The 21,386-nt window shown below is 68.2% G+C and carries 10 protein-coding genes; 6 read left to right on the forward strand and 4 right to left on the reverse strand.

Annotated elements, in window-relative coordinates; genetic code table 11:
• Positions 1-1,101: CPBP family intramembrane glutamic endopeptidase (locus D7Y11_RS26775; protein ID WP_148139231.1), on the forward strand; the 1,101-nt coding region annotated here is incomplete at its 5' end.
• Positions 1,102-1,106: 5 nt separating this feature from the next.
• On the opposite strand, the gene D7Y11_RS26780 is transcribed toward D7Y11_RS26775, so the two are convergent.
• On the reverse strand, positions 1,107-3,209 hold the full coding sequence (locus D7Y11_RS26780; protein WP_126935124.1) for a sulfatase: 2,103 nt from the start codon (positions 3,207-3,209) through the stop codon (positions 1,107-1,109).
• Between the two features lie 236 nt (positions 3,210-3,445).
• Here D7Y11_RS26780 and dnaE point away from each other — a divergent pair, with 236 nt between their 5' ends.
• The 4 genes from dnaE (at position 3,446) to D7Y11_RS26800 (ending at position 15,071) form a co-directional block, all read left to right on the forward strand.
• Complete coding sequence (gene dnaE, locus D7Y11_RS26785; protein WP_120575842.1) at positions 3,446-6,991, forward strand: DNA polymerase III subunit alpha; 3,546 nt, start codon at positions 3,446-3,448, stop codon at positions 6,989-6,991.
• 20 nt (positions 6,992-7,011) lie between these two features.
• Positions 7,012-7,815, forward strand: a complete 804-nt coding sequence (locus D7Y11_RS26790) for an SDR family oxidoreductase (protein WP_120575841.1) — start codon at positions 7,012-7,014, stop codon at positions 7,813-7,815.
• Positions 7,816-7,940: 125 nt separating this feature from the next.
• Positions 7,941-12,881: a lamin tail domain-containing protein gene (locus D7Y11_RS26795; RefSeq protein ID WP_126935125.1), complete on the forward strand. Its 4,941-nt coding sequence runs from the start codon at positions 7,941-7,943 to the stop codon at positions 12,879-12,881.
• A 237-nt stretch (positions 12,882-13,118) separates the two neighbouring features.
• Entirely contained in the window at positions 13,119-15,071 is a 1,953-nt protein-coding gene (locus D7Y11_RS26800; RefSeq protein WP_126935126.1) for a M3 family metallopeptidase, read from the forward strand.
• Between the two features lie 56 nt (positions 15,072-15,127).
• Here the strand turns inward: D7Y11_RS26800 and D7Y11_RS26805 are convergent, their stop codons facing one another.
• Positions 15,128-17,635, reverse strand: coding sequence for a glycogen/starch/alpha-glucan phosphorylase (locus D7Y11_RS26805; RefSeq protein WP_120575837.1), 2,508 nt, complete (start codon positions 17,633-17,635; stop codon positions 15,128-15,130).
• Positions 17,636-17,911: 276 nt separating this feature from the next.
• Here D7Y11_RS26805 and D7Y11_RS26810 point away from each other — a divergent pair, with 276 nt between their 5' ends.
• Positions 17,912-18,499, forward strand: a complete 588-nt coding sequence (locus D7Y11_RS26810; RefSeq protein WP_120575836.1) for a DUF2378 family protein — start codon at positions 17,912-17,914, stop codon at positions 18,497-18,499.
• A gap of 80 nt (positions 18,500-18,579) precedes the next feature.
• Here the strand turns inward: D7Y11_RS26810 and D7Y11_RS26815 are convergent, their stop codons facing one another.
• A complete protein-coding gene (locus D7Y11_RS26815; RefSeq protein ID WP_120575835.1) occupies positions 18,580-19,770 on the reverse strand; it encodes a peptidoglycan DD-metalloendopeptidase family protein in 1,191 nt (396 codons plus the stop codon).
• A 105-nt stretch (positions 19,771-19,875) separates the two neighbouring features.
• The gene (locus D7Y11_RS26820) at positions 19,876-21,369 is read right to left on the reverse strand and encodes a SpoVR family protein (RefSeq protein WP_120575834.1); all 1,494 of its coding nucleotides are present in this window, start codon (positions 21,367-21,369) and stop codon (positions 19,876-19,878) included.
• Positions 21,370-21,386 lie beyond the last annotated feature (17 nt).

Here is a 21,386-nt window from a genome sequence, read left to right on the forward strand (position 1 = left end):
GCCCGCTCCAGCTTCCGCATGTCGTATGCTGTCAGCCCCAGCTCGGCAGGGCTCCTTGCCGGTCGCATGCTCCAGAAACTGCGCATGCGACCCGGATTTGTCTCGGAACTTCTGGCGACCTACTTAGCTGATGAGGTCCCTCTCCTCTCGCTCGAACCGGGGCGGTACCATCCGTCCGCAATGGATTCCCCTTCCGAGCTGACTCCCACCGCCAGCCCTCCGGTCCCCGAGTCGCCGCGCCCCCGCGTGTGGTCGGTGCTGGTCGCGCTCGTGCTCCTGCGGGTGACGATCTTTGTTGGGACCATCATCGTAGCCGGCATCGCGGGGGCCATTGAGATTGCACAATCCGGCATCGACCCTCGGGACAGCGCTGCCATGGCGACGCTGACGGAGAAGATCAAGTACATGCCCTGGTTGCAGGTGGTGGCCGTGATGATCTCCAGCAGCCTGGGGCTCACAGCCGCGCTCCTGGGCGGCAGGCTGTCCCCGATTGCCCTGCGCGACCGGTTGCGCCTTCGAGTCGGAACTCCGCTGCCCGTATGGTCTTGGGGCGCCGCGCTGGTGGGTTGCTTGGCGATGGGGCAGGCCATGAAAAGTCTGGCTGTGCTCGCCGGATTCTGGGATTGGGCGGAGACACTGAAAGCATTGCATGTCACGAGTCAAAGCTCGGTCGTGATCTTTACGCTGTTCCTGGTCTTCGGCGCGTTGGTGGGAGGCACGGCAGAGGAACTCTTCTTCCGGGGCTATCTGCAGACGCGGCTCGTGGAGCGCTGGGGGCGTGCAGCGGGAATCGCGGGAGCTGCGACCCTTTTTGGCCTCATGCACCTGGATCCCATCCAAGCCCCCATGGCCCTGGTGGCGGGCTTGTTCCTGGGATGGCTCGCGGAGCGCACGGGAAGCCTGCGGCTCCCGGTGTTCGTCCATGTCTTCAACAACCTGACGTCGTTCCTGCTGTCTCGCTATGCGCCGCCCATCGCGCAGTTGCCGACCTCCGTGCACGTGACGCTGCTGGTCGCGTGCTCACTGGCGTTCGTGGGAACAGTGACAGTGCTGAGACGGATGGATGCTCGGTCCCCGGAGCCGCTGCTCACCGGGGCCTGAAACCCTCAGGGCCCCACGGCGCCGCGAGCCTCGCCGGTCGCATCCGGCAACTCCGCCGCCAGCTTCGCCCTCAGCGTGGCCACGATGTCCGGATGGTCTCCCGCCACGTCGCGCAACTCCGACGGATCCGACACCGTGTCAAAGAGCTGCACCCGCACTCCATCCGGAGTAGGCAGCTCCAACAGCTTCCACCGTCCCAGATACAAACCCCGGTGCCGCGCCCGGCGCACGGGGCCTTCCCACTCCGGCTTCAGCGCAATCTCGCCCGTGTCGCCCTCCACCATCGCAATGTCATACAGCCACGGATACGGCACGCGCACCGTCTGATACGCATGCCCATCCCTGTCGCTGAACCAGATATCCGTTTCAATCAGCGCGGGCACATCCGGCAACGCCTTGGGCTCAGGCCCCGGCCGAGCGAGCGGCGCCAACGAGCGCCCCCGGAATGACTCCGGCGCGGGCACGCCCAGCAAATCCAACACCGTCGGCGCCACGTCCAGCGAGCGCGCCCGTTGCGTCACCTGCCGCCCTGAAGCCACCTGCCCGGGCATCCGCACCACGAACGGGATGCGCAACCCCGCGCTGCCCCACAAATGATCACCGTGGCCTTGGCCCAGCCCTTCATCCTCCAGGTGCTCTCCGTGGTCCGAAACCAGCACCACCAGCGTGTCATCCCACCGGCCCCGCCGCTCCAGGTCCGCGCGCAAGTTGCCCACGAGCCCATCGAACGTGCGCACCCCCGCGTCGTAGTTCGCTCCCAACGCCGCGACATCCTCCGGCGTGGACGCGGGCGCCTCCGGATCCACCTCCATCCGAGGAGTCGCCCCGAACCGCCACGGCCCTCGATATCCCCGCTCCACGTACTTGCCCTCCAGCGGCCATGGCGCGGCGTACGGGAAGTGCGTGGACGACGCGAACACCACCACCGCAAACGGCGCGTCCTCCGGCAGCCCAGCCAGCACATGCCGCACCCGCGTGCGCAGCGGGGCAGGGTCCGTCAGCTCCGGGAACTCACCCCGTTCCTTGAACAGCCCCGGCGCCAGCGCCGTCCACGGCAGCAGCGCCACGTGGGTGATCAACATCCGCTGCCGCACCAGGTCCGGGAAGCGAAAGTCCGGCGCGGACACCTTCTGGAAGCCATACGGGAACCGCGAGAAATGATCCCCCGCGTAGTCCGCCACCACCGCCGTGCGGTACCCCTGCGCCTCCAGCGCTGTCGCCAGCGTGTTGAGCTTCGTCTCTCGCGCCTCGCGTCCCACCAGCGTGTGCACCACCGGGTGCTCGCCCGCGTACTGTGACGTGAGCAGCGTCGTCCACGACGGCGCCGTGCGCGGCACCTGCACCACCGTGTCGTTGAAGCGCGTGCCCTCCTCCATCAACCGGTCGATGTTCGGCGACGTGGGCCGCGAATAGCCGTTGCCCGACAGGTGGTCCGGCCGCAGTCCGTCCGACGCCAGGATGAGCAGGTTCGGCCGCGCACGTCCGGTGGACTCCGGCCCCTGCTCCGTCCGCGTCAGCCCCAGCCCCGTGAAGCCCGCCACCGCCGCCGCGGCCGTCACGCCGCCCAGCACGCCGCGCCAGCGGGATGACTCCGCCAGCCACCGTCCCACCACCGCCAGCACGCTCAACACCGGCAGCACCCACGCCGCGAACGTCCACCCCGACGGCTGCGTGCCGCTCAGCCCCCGCAGCACCGCCGCCGTCACCTCCGAGCGCTCGTACAGCGTCGCCGCGTACAGGTGCGGATGCCGCGCCATGTCCGCCGCCACCAGGAAGCCCTCCACCACCAGGCACCCCAGGCCGCTCAGCCAGAACACCGCGCGCCGGCTCCGCTCCGCCGCCCACAGCCCGGCCCCCAGCAGCGCACCCAGTAACAGCCCCACCACGCAGTACGCGCCCAACAGCCGCGCCACCTGCCACAACACCACGCTCCGCCACTCGCTCCACACGTACTCCGTGACGACGCGGCTCTCGTTCCCCTGGTAACCCAGTTGCATGTTCAGCAGGGCACAGAGCGTGTAGAGCGCCAGGAAGACGAGCAGGCCCGCCCGGCAGCCCAGCAGGAGGGCGCGAGCGAGCGTCGGCGGTGTACGGGCGAAGGCGGGCATCCTGGGGCAGCGTGGTCACGAATCCCACGGCGGCCACCCCATGGCCGGAGGGAGTGCCCACGCCCGGACGGACGGGGGGCTGGAATTCCGCTCCCGGTGTCTCCCAGGCCGGTTTTCCGGGCCCTGGATCCATCGCGGCTCCGCTGTTTTCACCTGCGCCGTTACTGGACTGGCGAGCAGGGGTTGCGGGCTCTAGTGTTCGGGCGCCTCTTTCTTCACCGGGAGCCGGAACGCCCATGTCCTTTACCCACCTTCACCTCCACACCCTCTATTCGCTGCTGGATGGGGCCATCCGGATGAAGGACCTCATCAAGACGGTGAAGGAGAAGGGCATGTCGAGCGTGGCCGTGACGGACCACGGCAACATGTTCGGCACCATCGACTTCTACAAGAAGGCCAAGGACGCCGGCATCAAGCCCATCCTCGGCCTGGAGGCCTACGTCGCGGGCCCCAAGGGGCGCGAGGACCGTTCGGAGAAGGTGGCCCACCACCTCATCCTCCTGGCCAAGAACGCGGAGGGCTACGCGAACCTGCGCTACCTGTCCTCCACCGCTTACATGAACGGGTTCTACTACCACCCGCGCATCGACAAGCAGGTGCTCGCGGAGCACAGCAAGGGCCTCGTGGGCCTCACCGCGTGCCTGGGCGGTGAAGTCACGAGCGCGTGCTTCCGCGGCGACATGGACAACGCCCGCCGTGTGGCCGCTGAATACAAGGGCATCTTCGAGCCCGACAGCTTCTACCTGGAGGTCCAGTCCAACGGCATGGTCGAGCAGGACAAGGCCAACGAGAACCTGAAGCAGCTGTCTCGTGACCTGGACATCCCGCTCGTCGCCACCGCGGACGCGCACTACATCAAGCGCGAGGACGCCAAGGCGCACGAGCTGCTCATGTGCATCGCCAGCGGCAAGACGCTGGCGGACAACAAGCGCCTGCGCCACTCCACCGACAAGCTCTACGTCACGAGCCCGGAGGAGATGCTCGGCTTCTTCTCCGACTCTCCGGAGGCCGTGCACAACAGCATGCGCATCGCGGAGATGTGCAACGTGGAGCTGAAGCTGGGCAAGCCCATGCTCCCCACGTTCAAGGTGCCGGATGGCCACACCCCGGACACCTTCATGTCGGAGCTGTCCTATGAGGGCCTCCGCCAGCGCTTCAAGGAACTGGAAGGCCAGTACCCCATCGACCGCGAGCAGTACCAGGCGCGCCTCACGCTGGAGCTGGGCGTCATCCAGCGCATGGGCTTCTCCGGCTACTTCCTCATCGTCCAGGACTTCATCAACTGGGCCAAGGACCACAACATCCCGGTGGGCCCGGGCCGTGGCTCCGGCGCCGGTTCGCTGGTCGCCTACGCGCTGCGCATCACCGACCTGGACCCCATCCCGTACAACCTCCTCTTCGAGCGCTTCCTCAACCCGGAGCGCGTGTCGATGCCGGACTTCGATATCGACTTCTGCCAGGACCGGCGCGACGAGGTCATCAAGTACGTGGGCCGCAAGTACGGCGAGATGAACGTGGGGCAGATCATCACGTTCGGCTCGCTCAAGGCCAAGAGCGTGCTGCGCGACGTCTGCCGCGTCTTCGGCCTGCCGTTCAGCGAAGGCGACCGCATCGCCAAGCTGGTGCCCGAAGTCCTCAACATCACCTTGAAGGAGGCCATCGAAATGGAGCCTCGCCTCAAGGAGATGATCGAAAAGCCCCAGAACATCGGTGAGGTGGAGGGCAACCCCGTCACCACCAAGGACGTGCTGGAAATCGCGCTCGCGCTGGAGGGCCTGCACCGCCAGCCCGGCATGCACGCCGCGGGCGTGGTCATCGCGGACAAGCCGCTCTGGGAGTTCGTGCCCGTCTACCAGCCGCCCGGCGAGAAGATCCTCATCACCCAGTTCGCCAAGGACGAGGTGGAGGCCGCGGGCCTGGTGAAGTTCGACTTCCTCGGCCTGAAGACGCTCACGGTCATCCAGCACGCGCTGGACCTGGTGAACCGCAACCACGGCAAGGACATCAAGCGGCACGAAATCCCGCTGCACGACGAGAAGATGTGGCAGTTGATGGCGGAGGGCGACACCGCCGGCGTCTTCCAGATGGAGTCCAGCGGCTTCACCGAAATGGTGATGAAGCTCAAGCCCACCTGCTTCGAAGACGTCATCGCCGCGGGCGCGCTCTACCGCCCGGGCCCGCTGGACGCCGGCATGGTGGACGTCTTCATCAACCGCAAGCACGGCCGGGAGAAGGTGTCCTACCCGCACCCGAACCTGGAGCCGGTGCTCAAGGACACCTACGGCGTCATCGTCTACCAGGAACAGGTGATGCAGATCTCCCAGGTGCTGGGAGGCTACACCCTGGGCCGCGCCGACCTTCTTCGCCGCGCCATGGGCAAGAAGAAGGCCGAGGTCATGCAGGCCGAGCGGGCCGGCTTCCTCGAAGGCTGCAAGATCAACAACGTGGACCTGAAGGTCGCGGGCGAAATCTTCGACCTGATGGAGAAGTTCGCCGAGTACGGCTTCAACAAGAGCCACTCCGCGGCGTACGGCCTGGTCACCATCCACACGGCGTGGCTCAAGGCCCACTACCCGTGCGAATTCATGGCCGCCCTTCTCACCAGCGAGAAGGACAACACCGACAAGGTGGTGAAGCACATCGGCGAGGCCCGCGAGTCGGGCACGCAGGTGCTGCCGCCGGACGTGAACCTGTCCGACCTGGCCTTCGGCGCGGTGGAGGGGAAGATCCGCTTCGGTCTGGGCGCCATCAAGGGCGTGGGCGAGGGCGCCATCGAGTCCATCCTGGAGGCGCGCAAGGAAGGCCCCTTCAAGAGCCTCTTCGACTTCTGCGAGCGCGTGGACGGCCGTCGCGTGAACCGCAAGGTGCTGGAAGCGCTGGTCAAGGCCGGCGCCTTCGACTTCGAGAAGCGCCCCCGCGCGCAGCTCTTCGAGACCATCGAGCGCGCGATGAACCGCGGCTCCTCCAGCCAGAAGGACAAGGCCGCGGGCCAGAGCTCGCTGTTCGGCATGCTCTCGGGCCCTGCGTCCGCCGGCACCGGCCTCAAGGATGACTACGCGGCGGTGGAGGAGTGGCCGGAGAAGGAGCGCCTGGCCTTCGAGAAGGAGTCCATCGGCTTCTACGTGTCCGGCCACCCGCTGTACCAGTACGAGAAGGAGCTCAAGCGCTACGCGCGGCCCATCACCGCCGTGCAGCGCGCGCGCCGCGACGAGAAGCTCACCGTGGCGGGCATCATCACCGTGCTGCGCGAGCGCCCCACCAAGACGGGCAAGCGCATGGCGTGGGTCACCATCGAGGATTTGTCCGGCTCCACGGAGCTGGTGTGCTTCCCGGGCAAGGACGGCACGCGCAACGTGATGGGCAAGGACGGCAAGTGGGCCAAGCAGGGCCCCAAGCCGGGATACGAGCACTGGGAGCACCTGCTCAAGTCGGACGACCCCATCCTCGTCACCGGCACCGTGCAGATTTCCCAGCGCGACGAGAACACGCCCACCGCGGAGCTCATCGTCGACGACATCCAGAGCCTCAAGGCCGTGCGTGAGAAGCGCACCAAGCGGCTGGAGCTGCGGCTGCCCGCGGAGATCGTCACGGAGGAGCGGCTGGCGAAGCTCAACGAGCTGGCGAAGAAGTACGCGGGCGCGACCCCGGTGGCGGTGAGCGTGTTGTTCCCCGGGGAGGCGGAGGCGCACATCTCCGGCACCACCCTCAAGGTGCAGGTGAACGACGATTTGCTCCTCGCCGTGGACCGCCTCTTCGGGCAGAAGGTCGTCGAGTTCGGCTGATTTCGAAAGGAAGCGACTCCATGGCGGACAGCGTGTTCAAGGATGGGCTGCTCAAGGGCAAGACGGCGTTCGTCTCCGGCGGCAGCAGCGGCATCAACCTCGGCATCGCCACCGCGTTCGTGAAGGCGGGTGCGAAGGTGGCCATCAACGGCCGCAACGTGGAGAAGCTGGAGGGCGCGGTGAAGGGCCTCCAGGCCCACGGCACCGCCATGGGCGTGGCCGCGGACGTGCGCGACTACGCGTCCGTGGAGAAGGCGTTGCAGCAGGTGAAGGACGCGTACGGTGAGATCGACGTGCTGGTGTGCGGCGCGGCCGGCAACTTCCCCGCGCCCGTGCTGGGCATGTCCTCCAACGGCTTCAAGGCGGTGATGGACATCGACGTGCTGGGCACCTTCAACGTGTCCCGCGCCGCCTTCGAACACCTGCGCAAGCCGGGCGCCGCCGTCATCAACATCTCCGCGCCCCAGGCGTACCTGCCCATGGCCATGCAGGCCCACGTGTGCGCCGCCAAGGCCGGCGTGGACATGCTCACCCGCGTGCTCGCCATCGAGTGGGGCGGCACGGGCGTGCGCGTCAACGCCATCACCCCGGGCCCGATTGAAGGCACGGAGGGCATGAGCCGCCTCGCCCCGTCGGAAGGCGCCCGGCAGAAGCTCGCGGAAGCCCTGCCGCTCCAGCGATTCGGAAAGCCGGATGACATCGCCCGGCTGGCCTTGTTCCTGGCGTCGGACGCCGCGTCGTACATCACCGGCTCCATCATGGTCTGCGACGGTGGCCAGTCCCTGCTGGGCGGTGCCGCGGTGCTTCAAGCCATCAACGGCTGATTCCAGTTGATGTGCAAACTTCCGGCCCTGCTTCGCGGTGGCCGGAGGATGTCTGCTAGAAAGCGATGCAACCCCGCGTGAGGCGAATGCTGGCGCGCGGGGCTGCTCGCTGGACGGAGACATTCATGTCCCCACGGATTGCTGTGCTCGCCCGCTGTCTGGGGTTGAGCGTGCTGTGTCTGGGCCTGTCGCTGGGCTGCAAGGATTCTGGAACCCCGCCGCAGCCTCCTCCGGAGGTGGAGAGCGTGGTGGACGCGGCGGCCTCCACGGTGGTGGTGGACCGGCCCACGGGGGTGCTGGCGAACGGCGTCGACGCCGCGGTCGTCACGGTGACGGCGCTGCGCAAGGCGGACGGCTCGCGGCTTTCCGCGCGCGCGGTGTCGGTGACGGTGGAAGGGGAGGGCGCCTCCATCCAGGAGTCCGCGGTCATCACCAACATCCAGGGGGAGGCCCAGACGCGGGTGATGTCCACGGTGCCGGGCGTGAAGACGGTGAAGGCGTCCGTGAAGGACGACACCGGCAAGATGGTGCAGCTCACCCAGACGGCCACGGTGGAGTTCGCCGACGTCAGCACCGTGAAGACGCTGGCGTTCCGCTCGGCGCTGCCGGATGGCGTGGCGGGCGAGCCGCTCAAGCTCCTGGTGGTGGAGGTTCGGGACGGCGCCGGCGCGGTGGTGACGGACAGCACGGCGGAGGTGACGCTGTCGCTGGGCTCCGGCGGCATCGTGTTCCCGGAGGGCCAGATGACGGTGACCGCGGTGAACGGCGTCGCGACCTTCCGGGACGTGGTGCTGAAGAAGGCGGGCGGGGGCTACTACTTCATGGCGAACGCCGAGGGCTTCGAGCCCGTGGCCAGCACCGTCTTCACGGTGGCTCCCGGTGCGGTGAAGGGGGTGGGGCTGGACCGCTTCCTGGACAACGTCACGGTGGGCGTGGCGGAGGCCCAGGAGGTCACGCTGGAGGACCTCCATGGCAACGCGGCGACGAACTACACGGGCACGGTGACGCTGACGTCCACGGACGCGGCCGCGACACTGCCCTCCCACACGTTCACCGCCACGGATGCGGGCAAGTTCAAGTTCCAGGGCATCACCTTCCGCACGGCCGGGCCCCAGTTCCTGACCCTCGCGGACAGCGCGGGCGCCTTCTCCTTCGAGTTCAGGGTGATGGTGTCCGCCGCGGCGGCCTCGAAGCTGGCGTTCACGCAGCAGCCGGCCACGAGCGTGTCGACGCGCGCCTCGCTGGGGACGGTGAAGGTGGCGGTGCTGGACGCCTTCGACAACCCGGTGTCGGTGACCGGGCTGGCGGTGAATCTGTCGCTGCCTGCGGGGGCCTTCACGCTCGCGGGGACCGTGAGCGCGGCGCCGGTGGACGGCGTCGCGACGTTCACGGGGTTGAGCATCGCGGGGCATGGGACCACGCACCTGGTGGCCTCCGCGCAGGGCCTGCAGGACGTGAGCAGCGCGGACGTGCAGGTGGTGGACGACGTGGCGCCCGCGAAGCCGGTGCTGACGCAGACGGGGGCCACGGAGACGGGCCTCACCGTGCAGTGGACGGGCGTGGGCGATGATGGCGCGCAGGGGCAGCTGGCGTCGCAGGAGCTGCGCTACTCGACGTCCGCCATCACCACGGACGCGGCCTTCAACGCGGCGACGCCGGTGACCGTCGCTGCTCCGGTGCCTCCGGGCACGGTGCAGTCCGCGACCCTGACTGGTCTGGCGCCGGGCAAGACGTACCACGTGGCGCTGAGGGCCACGGATGCGCACGGCAACTCCGCGCGCTCGGACAGCCTCGCGGTGTCCACGGTGAACGCGGCGGTGACGCAGCTGGCTTTCACGACGCAGCCTTCGAATGGCACCGCGGGCTCGGCGCTCGCGAACGTGGCCGTGTCGCTGCTGGACTCGCGCGGTGATGTCGTCCCCGACGCCACCACCGCGGTGACGCTGAGCCTCACCGGCCAGTCCGGCTTCCAGGCCGTGACGGTGGCGGCGGTGGATGGCGTGGCGACCTTCTCCGGCCTGCGCGTGGACATGGCGGGCACGTTCACGTTCACGGCCACGGCGGGCGCGCTGACGCAGGGGAGCCAGTCCTTCACGGTGGGCGCCGGTGCGGCGGCCAGGCTCGTGCTCTCGGCCTTCCCGGACCCGATTGACGCGGGCGACGCGAACGACGTGACCGTGTCCGTGACGGATGCCTTTGGCAACCGCATCCCGGACTACGTCGGCACGGTGCACTTCACGTCCTCGGACGCGCAGGCGGAGCTGCCTCCGGACGCGGACTTCGCCCCGGCGGACCAGGGCGAGAAGACCGTCTCCGGCCTCGTGTTCAAGACGGCGGGCACGCAGTCGCTCACCGCCACGGACACCGCGACCCCGGCCCTCACCGCGACGGTGAACGCGGAGGTGCGCGCCAGCACGGCCGTGTCCTTCGAAGTCGTCGCGAGCGCGGGCCCCTTCGGCGCGGGCCAGTCGCTGAGCTACGAGCTGGTGGCGCGTGACACCTACGGCAACGTGGCGAAGGAGTACGCGTCCACGGTGACGTTCTCCTCCTCGGATGCGCAGGCGGTGCTGCCCGGCGCGTATACGTTCACCCTGCTGGACGAGGGCCGGCACACCTTCAGCGTGGAGTTGCGCACCGCGGGGGACCAGTCCGTCACCGCGGAGGACGTGGCGGACCCGTCGCTCACGGCCTCGCATACCTACTCCATCATCCCGGCGGCCGTGGGCCACCTGGCCTTCGTCTCGGCGCCCACGACGGGCTCGGTGCGGCAGGACCTGGCGGCCATCGAGGTCGCGGTGGAGGACGCCTACGGCAACACCCTCACCGACGCGGCGGCCGACGTGCAGCTGGCGCTGGTGGGCGGCAGCTTCGCCCAGGGCATCCCCACGCGCATCACCGTGGACGGCGTGGCCACCTTCGGGGAACTCAGCATCATCGACGAAGGCACGTACCAGCTCCAGGCGAGCGCGGACGACTTCCAGACCGTCACGTCGGCGGACCTGATCATCTCCGACACGCTGGCGCCGGCCGCCGCGACGGGCTTCACCGCGACGTCGGTGTCTGGTGACAGCATCCAGCTGGACTGGCAGGCCCCGGGTGATGACGACGTGCTGGGCACGGCCGCTCGCTACGAGCTGCGCTACGCCACGTCCGCCATCACCGGCGCCACCTTCGACTCGGCCACACTCGTGACGGGCATGGCGGCGCCGAAGACGGCGGGCTCGGCGGAGTCCTTCACCGTCACCGGCCTGACGGCAGCCACGACGTACCACTTCGCGCTGAAGACGTTCGACGGCGCGGGCAACGCCAGCGCGCTGGCCACCGCGAGCACCGCCACCACCAACCCGTGCAGCGGCTACGTGTGCACGCCGCCCGCGTCCCAGTGCGCGGAGGACGGCACGTCGCTGGAGGTCTACGCGTCGGTGTGCGTGGTGCAGAACGGCGCGCCGACCTGCGTGGACGGCGAGATGACGCTCCAGGCCTGCCCCGGCGCGGACGCGGTCTGCTACGCGGGCGCGTGCACCAACGCGCCGCACCCGGGCGCGGGCGAGCTGGTCCTCTCGGAGGTGATGCACTCGCCGTCCGCGGGCACCACCGAGTACCTGGAGCTGACCAACACCACGTCGAAGCTGCTGGACGCCAACGGCCTGGTGGTGGACCTGGTGGACGGCGCGGGCACGGCCACGTCCATCACGGTGAACCACGGCCACGCGCTGCTGGTGCCGGCGGGGGGCCGCACGGTGCTCGCGCAGAACGCGAACTTCGGCACCAACGGCGGCGTGGCGGCGAACGACGCCTGGGGCACGGACAAGTCCATGGACAGCACCGGTTCCATCACGCTCAAGCAGGGCTCGGTGACGGTGGACAGCCTGACGTACACGAGCGCGTTCCCCCAGACGACGGGCCGGGCCATGAGCCTCGCGTCCAGCATCATCGGGACGAAGGGCAGCAGCCACGCCTGGTACTGGTGTGACTCCACCGGCAGCCTGTCGGGCGGGGACCGGGGCACGCCGGGCCAGGCCAACGACGACTGCGGCCTGAACGTGGAGAAGCCGCTCAACTACTGCGCCATCCAGTACCCGAAGACGTTCCCGTCGCCTGACGGCGCGTACCCGACGGCCATCAACCCCAACGACAGCTACGACATCTTCAGCCAGTTCTACAGCTACGACGTCACGACGCGGAACACGCAGGGCAACGACTCCTACCCCCGCATCGAGGCTCAGCTGGGCTACGGCACGGATGCAACCAACCCCGCGGGCTGGACGTGGACGGCGGCGGCCTTCAACCCGGGCTTCACCACGCCGAGCTCCAACAACGACGAGATGAAGGGGGTCCTCCAGATTCCCACGGCCGGCACGTACAGCTATGGCTTCCGCTACCGGTTCACGGACGCGGGGGCGCCGTGGACGTACTGCGACCAGAACGGCATCGCGGTGCCGCCCGGGGGCACCTGGGGCACGGTGCAGGTGGGCAAGCCCGCGCTGACGAACCACGTGGTCATCAGCGAGTTCAGCGGCGGCAACGGCACGGGCACGGCCGCGACGGACGAGTTCATCGAGCTCTACAACCCGACGAACTCAGACGTGGACCTGTCCAATTGGCAGGTGGGCTACAAGTCCGCCACCGGAACCTCTTGGAGCTCGACCGTCACCATTCCGGCTGGAAAGGTCATCCGTGCCCACGGCTACTTCCTCCTGGGCGGGGCGAACTACAGCGGCACGGCCGTCAAGGACGTCGGCTACACCTTCGACGCCTCGGCCTCCACGACCGCCGGTGGCCACGTCCGCATCCAGCGCCTCGTGAGCGGGACGTACGTGGACGTGGACCTGCTGGGATGGGGCACCGGGAATTCCCCCGAGGGTAGTGCGGCTCCGGCCCATCCGGCGGTGGGCGGCAGCCTGGAGCGCAAGGCCGTCTCCACCTCCACCTCCACCACCATGGCCGTGGGGGGCGCGGACGCTGCCCGGGGCAATGCGCAGGACACGGACAACAACAGCGCGAACTTCGTGACCCGCGCCGTCCGGCAGCCGCAGAACTCCCAGAGCCCGCTCGAGTTCTACTGACGCCTCCGTCCCACCTCTGAGAAGTCCCAGGAAGGCCGCCTCCGGCACGCACGCCGGGGCGGCCTTCCGCCTTTGGGGCACCGCCCGCCCGTCCGCCGCCCGACGGACGGGGCAGGGGAGGGCGTCCACTGCCCGGCAACCGCCCGCGCCACGCCACTCGGATGCTGCCAGTGAGGGCGGGGCGCATTAGCTTTGAGCCCTTTGCAGCACACCCACGGCTTGAGAGGAGCCCTTCCCGTGTCCGACCCCCTGGTCCCCGACGCCGCCCGTCACGTCACCTGCCCGCCGGAGGAGTTCCGCCGCGCGAGCGAGGAGGCCCTGGCCAAGGCCCGCGACGGCATCGCGCGACTGAAGACGCTGCCCGCCTCCACGCCCCCCAGGGACGTCCTGGAGCTGTTCGACGAGTCCTCCGCCGCGCTGGATGACGCCGCCGCGCGCGCCAGCGTCGTGCGCCACACGCACCCGGAGGCCGCCCTGCGCGAGGCCGCGGAGGCCGCCGAGCAGGCCATCGAGAACCTGGCCAACGACATCCGCATGGACCGGGGCGTCTACGACGTCCTCGCGGCCGTGAGCCTGGCCAACGAGGACGCCGCCACGCGCAAGTGGATGGAGAAGGTGCTGCGCGACTTCCGCCGCGCCGGCGTGGACCGCGACGAAGCCACCCGCGCGAGGGTGAAGGCGCTTCAGGAGGAGCTGGTCCGCATTGGCCAGGAGTTCAGCCGCAACATCAGCCAGGACACCCGCAAGGTGGCGCTGCCTCCGGCCGCGCTGGACGGCCTGCCGGAGGACTACGTGCGCGCGCACGCCCCCGGCGAGGACGGCCAGGTGCGCATCTCCACGGACTACCCGGACCTGGTGCCCTTCCTCACCTACGCGCGCGACGGCAAGGCCCGCGAAGAGCTCTGGCGCGCCAACCGCCAGCGCGGCTACCCCGCCAACGTGAACGTGCTCCAGAGCCTGGTGCAGAAGCGCCATGAGCTGGCCACGCTCCTGGGCTACCCCCACTGGGCCGCCTACGCCACCGAGGACAAGATGGTGCGCAGCGCGGACGCCGCGGGCACCTTCATCCGGAAGATCGCTGACGCGTCCGAAGAGCGCATGAAGCGCGACTACGCGGTGCTCCTGGAGCGCAAGCGCAAGGACGACCCGAAGGCGGACCAGGTGAACCCGTGGGACTCCGGCTACCTGGATGACCGCGTGAAGGCGGAGCAGTACGCCTTCGACTCGCAGACGGTGCGCCCGTACTTCGAATACACGCGCGTGAAGCAGGGCGTGCTGGACCTGACCGCGCGCCTCTTCGGCGTCACCTACCGCCCGGTGAAGGACGTGCCCGTGTGGCACCCGGACGTGGAGGCCTATGACGTCTACGAAGGCCAGACGCTCAAGGGCCGCTTCTTCCTGGACATGCACCCGCGCGCGGACAAGTACAAGCACGCGGCCCAGTTCACGCTGACGAGCGGCAAGTCAGGCAGGCGGCTCCCGGAAGGCGCGCTCATCTGCAACTTCCCCAAGCCCGGCACGGAGCCCGCGCTCATGCAGCACGGCGACGTGGAGACCTTCTTCCACGAGTTCGGCCACCTGCTGCACCACATCTTCGGCGGCCACACGAAGTGGGCGGGCCTGTCCGGCGTGCGCACGGAGTGGGACTTCGTGGAGGCCCCGTCGCAGATGCTGGAGGAGTGGGCGCGTGACGTGACGTGCCTGCAGACCTTCGCGAAGCACTACCAGACGGGGGAGGCGCTGCCCGCGGAGCTGGTGGAGCGCATGCTCGCCGCGGACGAGTTCGGCAAGGGCCTCTTCGTGCGCCAGCAGATGTTCTACGCGGCGCTCAGCCTGGAGCTGTACCGGCGCGACCCGAAGAACCTGGACGCCACCGCGCTCGTGCGCGAGCTGCAGGGCCAGTACATCCCCTTCCCGTACCTGGAGGGCACGTACTTCCACCTCACCTTCGGGCACCTGGATGGGTACTCGTCCAACTACTACACGTACATGTGGTCGTTGGTCATCGCGAAGGACCTCTTCACGGTGTTCCAGACGAAGGGCCTGCTCAACCCGGAGCCCGCGCAGGACTACCGCCGCGCGGTGCTGGAGCCGGGCGGCTCCGACGACGCCGCGCGCCTGGTGCACCACTTCCTCGGCCGCGACTACGACTTCCGCGCGTACGAGGCGTGGCTGAACAAGGCCGCGTAGGACGCTGACGACACGGCAGCCCCAGGAGGCTGGGGCTGCCGGTGCTCAGCGGAACGTCACTCCACCTTCGTCTGCTGCACGCGCCAGATCTCCTCCGCGTACTGCTTGATGGTGCGGTCGGAGGAGAAGATGCCCGCGCGGGCGACGTTGATGATGCACTTCTTCGTCCAGGACTCGGTGTCCTTGTAGGCGCGCGCCACGTCCTCCTGCTTCGCCGCGTAGGCCGCGAAGTCCGCCAGCACCAGGTAGCGGTCCTCGTTGAGCAGGCTGTCCACCAGCGGCTGGAAGAGGTTGCGGTCCTCCGGGGAGAAGAAGCCGGAGCGGATGAGGTCCAACGCCTCGCGCAGCTCCGTGTTGGACTCGTACACCTCGCGCGGCTTGTAGCCTGCCTTCTTGCGCGCGATGACCTCGTCCGCCGTGAGGCCGAAGAGGAAGAAGTTCTCGTCGCCCACCGCGTCGCGAATCTCCACGTTGGCGCCGTCCAGCGTGCCCAGCGTCAGCGCGCCGTTGAGCATCAGCTTCATGTTGCCCGTGCCGGACGCTTCCCAGCCCGCCGTGGAAATCTGCTCGGACACATCCGCCGCGGGGATGATGCGCTCCGCCAGGCTCACCCGGTAGTTGGGCAGGAACACCACCTGCAACCCCGTGGCGCCCGCGTCGCTGTTGACCACCTCCGCGATGCCGTTGATGAGCCGGATGGTCAGCTTCGCCAGGTGGTAGCCCGGCGCGGCCTTCGCGCCGAAGAGGAACGCGCGCGGCGCGATGACGCTGGACGGGTCGCGGCGCGCCTTCATCCACAGCGCCACGATGTGGACGGCGTCCAGCAGCTGCCGCTTGTACTCGTGCAGGCGCTTGATCTGCACGTCGAAGATGGCGTCCGGATTGAGCTGCACCCAGCGCAAATCCCTCACGTGCTGGGCCAGCTCGTCCTTGTTGGCGCGCTTCACCTCGCGGAAGGCCTTGCGGAACTCCGGGTCCTCCGCGTGCGCCTCCAGCTTCAGGAGTTGGTCCAGGTCCGTGGCCCAGCCCTCACCAATGCGGCTGGTGATGAGCTTGGACAGGCGCGGGTTGCACCACGCCAGCCACCGGCGCGGCGTCACGCCGTTGGTCTTGTTGTTGAAACGCTCCGGGTACATCTGCGCGAAGTCCGGCAGCACGTCGCGGCGCAAGAGGTCCGTGTGCAGCGCGGCCACGCCGTTGATGCTGTGGCTGCCCACCACGGCCAGGTGGGCCATGCGGATCTTCTTCTCCGAGCCCTCCTCCACCAGGCTCATCCGCTGCTGCTTCTCCACGTCGAACGGGTAGCGGATCTGCACCTGGCGCATGAAGCGCTGGTTGATCTCGAAGATGATTTCCAGGTGACGCGGCAGCAGCCGCTCGAACAGCGACACCGGCCAGCGCTCCATGGCCTCCGCGAGGAGCGTGTGGTTGGTGTAGCCGAACGTCTCCTGGGTGATGGACCACGCCTCGTCCCAGAGCAGGCGGCGCTCGTCCACCAGCACGCGCATCAGCTCCGCCACGCCAATGGCCGGGTGCGTGTCATTGAGCTGGATGGCCACCTTCCGGGAGAAGTCACGGAAGTCGTTGTGGTTCTTCAGGTAGCGCCGGACGATGTCCGCGATGGAGCACGCCACGAAGAAGTACTGCTGCTTGAGGCGCAGCTCCTTGCCGGCCTGGAACGCGTCGTTGGGGTAGAGGACCTTGGAGATGACCTCCGAGTCGTTCTTCTCCACCACGGACCGCTCGTAGTCACCGGCGTTGAACAGCAGCAGGTCGAACTCCGCGCTCGCGCGCGCCTGCCACAGCCGCAGCGTGTTGACCGTGTTGTTGCCGTAGCCCGCGATGGGTGTGTCGTACGGCACGCCAATCACCGTCTTGCCGCCCACCCAGCGCGCCACCGGCCGGCCATCCGGACCCTGGTGATGCTCCACGCGCCCGAAGAAGCGCACCGGCACCGCCTTCTCCGGCCGCACGATTTCCCACGGGTTGCCGAACTTCAGCCACTCGTCCGCGCGCTCCACCTGGTGTCCCTCCACCAGGTCCTGGGAGAAGATGCCGAACTCGTAGCGGATGCCGTAGCCCATGCCCGGGTAGCCCAGGGTGGCCAGCGAATCCAGGAAGCACGCCGCCAGCCGGCCCAGACCGCCGTTGCCCAGGCCCGCGTCCGGCTCCATCTCCAGGAGCTGGCTCAGGTCCACGCCGACTTCCTGCATGGCGGCGGCCGCGGCCTCGTACATGTTGAGGTTGAGCAGGTTGTTGCCCAGCGCGCGACCCAGCAGGTACTCCGCGGACAGGTAATAGGCGCGCTTGACGTCCTGCTCGTAGTAGGTGCGCGCCGTCTTCACCCAGCGGTCCGTGAGGCGGTCGCGCACGGCCAGCGACAGCGCCATGAAGCGGTCGTGCGGGGTGGCCGTCTCCGGGTTCTTGCCGCGCGAATAGCGCACGTGTTCGAAGAAGCCGCGACGGACGCTGGCCGCGTCGAGCCCGGTGCGGCCGCTGTCTTCGGGAGCTCCCGAGGCGGAGGGCGTGGGCGATGCGGGGCGCGCGGAGGCGGGAGGAGCCATAAGTCGGTCGTCTCGAAGGTCGCGAGGGGGTTGATGGACTGCGCAAGCGCCCGCGCTTTTGACGCGGGACGCCCATGACGGAAGGGTACCGTGTCACGCCAGCCCAGGGCAGGGGAAACCCTCGTCCCCTGCCGGGGTCGGCCGCTTCCCCCGCCAGGGAGGGAAGGTGCTCGGGGACCCGCCGTGACGCGGCGCGGCCCCAGGGCGTGTGAAGGCAAGCACATCCAATTCGTGGAAGGGCTGGAAGCGCGCGGAACTGGAGTAAAACGCTCGCGAATGTCCTTCCCCCTGGATGACCTGGAGCAGCGCATCGCCCTCACCCGGCCAGGGGACACGGTGCGGGGGCTGAGCTTCGCGGCGGTGCTGAGGCTCGTGCACCAGCGGCTGGGGCGTGACGCCGCGGAGCGCCTGCGCGCGCCGCTCATGCAGCGCAGCCCCGTGGACTTCTTCTCCTATCCGGCGGTGGATTTCCTGCGGCTGCTCGCCTTCGCGTCGGAGGCGCTCCAGCCGGAGTTCGGCACGCGCGACGCGGCCCTGCGGGCGTGCGGGCAGGCCATCGTCGGAACGTTCTTCGAGTCCACGGTGGGGCAGACGCTCCTGCGCCTCACCTCCGGCGGCGGAGACCCCAAGCGCCTGTACAGCAACGCGCCCGCGTCCTACTCCACCGCAGTGAGCTACGGGCAGCGCGAGTACCAGGCCCTGGGCGACAAGCGCGTGCGGCTGCTCTTCAAGGGCGACCTGCTGCCCGTGGAGGTCCACGAAGGCATCCTCATGGGCCCCCTCACCGCGGTGCACCGTGAAGGCAGTGTGCGGGGCTCCGAGCGGTGCCTGGGCGACTCCGAATTCATCATCGAGTGGACCTGACGGCTCGGCGACAAGCGACGGGCCCCGCTCCACCGTGAAGGGGAGGGGGCCCGGGGGCTTTCAACTCAAGACGCCTGAGGTTACTTCGTGGCGGTGGGCGGCGGGCCCGCCTTGCCGGCGACGGCGGCCACGGACACGGCGTCAATCTGCTGGGCCATGTCATGCGCCTTGGCGAGGAAGTCCGCCGTCAGCTCCTTGGGCAGCGGATCCGCGCGAGGGAACTTCTGGGTGAGCGGGTTGGCGTAGGTGCCGTTGCGCTTCAGGCCGAAGTGCAGGTGCGGGCCAGTGGAGCGGCCGGTGTTGCCGGAGTAGGCAATCACCTGCTTCTGCCGCACGCGCTGGCCGGCGCGCACGCCGTCACCGAAGCGCGACAGGTGCATGTACTGCGTCTCCATGCCGTTGGCGTGGCGCAGCAGCACCATGTTGCCGGCGGCGCCCGCGTTGCCCGCGGACACGACGGTGCCGTCCGCCACGGCCCACACCGGGGTGCCAATGGGCGTGCCGTAGTCCACGCCGTTGTGGTTCTTCAGGTACTGGAGCACCGGGTGGAAGCGCGACCCGAAGCTGCTGGTGACGTGCGCGTACTTCAGCGGGCTCTTGAGGAAGGTCTTCTTCGCGCTGGCGCCGTCCTCCTGGAAGAAGTTGGCCTCGCCGTTGGGCAGCACGTAGCGGAACACGCGCTTGTTGCCCACCAGGCCGCCTTCATACGTGGCCGCCAGCACCTCGCCGTAGCGCAGCACGCGGCCCTTGGAGACGAACTTCTCCACCAGGGCCTTCGCCTTGTCGCCCTTGCGCACGTCCCGGTAGAAGTCGATGTCCCACGCGAACACGTCCGACAGCACCAGGCCGATGGACGGGTCCTCGCCCGCGGCCAGCGTCGCCTCGTACAGGGACGAGTTGATCTCCAGCGACACCAGCGACACCTGCTTCTCCACCTCGATGGAGCGCTTGCTGCCGATGTACTTCTCACCGTCGCGGCGCACCTGCCACTCGTCCACGGTGCTCTGGCGGTAGTCGAAGAAGTCCAGCTCGCCGTTCTTCATCACCAGCCGGAACTGGTCGCCCACGCGCGACTTGCGGAAGTCGAACACGCCCTCCAGCGCGGAGATGACCGCTGTCACCTGCTCGTCGGGCAGCTGCGCGTCGTGCAGCGCACCCGCCAGCGTCTGGCGCGGCTCGATGCGACGGTTCTTGATTTCGAACTGGGTGGCGGCTTCGGACGTCGAAGCCACCCCGAGGGCGGCAAGGCAGAGGAGGGAAGCGGTCTTCATGGGGGGCGATACAGGAGTGTAGAGGACTGTTGGTCCTCCGCCCAAATCCTGACCGCACTTCCCAAGCCCGCCTGCCTGCTTCTGGGGCCCAGAGGCTCGGAAGGCTTACAGCTCCACTTTCTTTTCCGAGTGGTGCTGCCCGTCGTAGCGCAAGAGGGCCCCCTTACCGTCGTAGCGCGTGATGATGTTCACGGGCCGCCGCCACAGGGACTGGAGGTTGCGCAGCGTCTCCCGCGCGTAGTCGCCCTTCAGGTCCTGCCCGTCGTGCTTGTGCGCGAGCAGCAGCTCCGAGCGGTTCTCGTAGTTGCCATCCACGACTTCGATGATGGGCTGCCCGAAGTTGGTGAGCGACGTGAGCAGCTTGTTCTTCACCTTGCGGAACTCGCGGTCGAGGATTTCCCACGAGTTGCGCTTGTCGTTGAAGCCGTAGACGAAGAGCTTCTGCTGCTGGGCGAACTCGGCGGTGAGGAACGTGTCGATGAAGGTGATGTCGTTGTAGTGCTTGCGCACCTCGAAGATCTTCTCACGCCCCGCGCCCAGCTTCTTGTCCCAGGCCTGGCGTGCGCGAAGGTCATCGCACTCGTCCCACTCCTTGCCGAACTTGCCCTTGTTCCACCGGTCCTCGATGTCCCGCCACAGCTCGATGCCCAGCTTGTACGGGTTTATGGCGCCGGGGCGCACGCCCATGGTGCCGGAGTGGTGGTCCGCGTAGTCGATGATCTCATCGTCGCGCAGCGCCCGGCGGGTCATGATGGTGGAGTGCCAGTAGCTGGCCCACCCCTCGTTCATGATCTTCGTCTGGCCCTGAGGCGCGAAGTAGTACGCCTCGTCGCGAAGGATGGAGAGGATGTCCACCTCCCACGGCTCCAGCGGTGCGTGCTCCAGCAGGAAGTACAGCACGTCACGCTGCGGGCGCTCCGGGAAGCGCTTGCGCTGCTGCTTCTCGTCCTCGGCGCGCTTGCGCTGTGAGTCCATGAACTCGGAGGGGTTGATGAAGCCGCGCATGTACTCGCGGTTCACCTTGAAGCCCTCCACGCGCTCGTTGGACTTGGCCTCTTCTTCCGCGCGCTGCGGGTCCGGGTTGCGCCGGATGTGGGGCGCGTGCTGGTCGATGAGGTTCTCCAGCGACAGCGTCCGGTCGATGAAGTCCTCCACCTTCTCCACGCCAATCTTGTCCACCCACCGCCGGACGCGGGTGGCGTGATTGGCCATGTCATCAATCATCCGGCGGTTGGTGTGCCGGAAGGAGAAGTTGTTCTTGAAGAAGTCGCAGTGACCGTAGACGTGGGCCATCACCAGCTTCTGGTCCACCTCCGGATTGCTCTCCATCAAGTAGGCGTAACAGGGGTCATTGTTGATGACGAGCTCGTAGATTTTGGAGAGCCCGTACTCGTACCCCTTCGCCAGCTGCTCGTACTCCATGCCCCAGCGCCAGTGGGGATAGCGGGTGGGGAAGCCGCCGTAGGCGGCCACCATGTTCATCTCGTCGTAGCTCACCATCTCGAAGACGGTGTCGAAGAAATCCAGGCCGAACTCCTTGGCGTAGCCGTGGATTTCATCCCGCAGCGCTGCGAGTCGCGGTGTGAGGCTCTTGGGCATGGGGCGGTGGCTCCAGT

This window comes from Corallococcus sp. AB018 (assembly GCF_003986945.1).
GTDB classification, from domain to species: Bacteria; Myxococcota; Myxococcia; order Myxococcales; family Myxococcaceae; genus Corallococcus; species Corallococcus exiguus.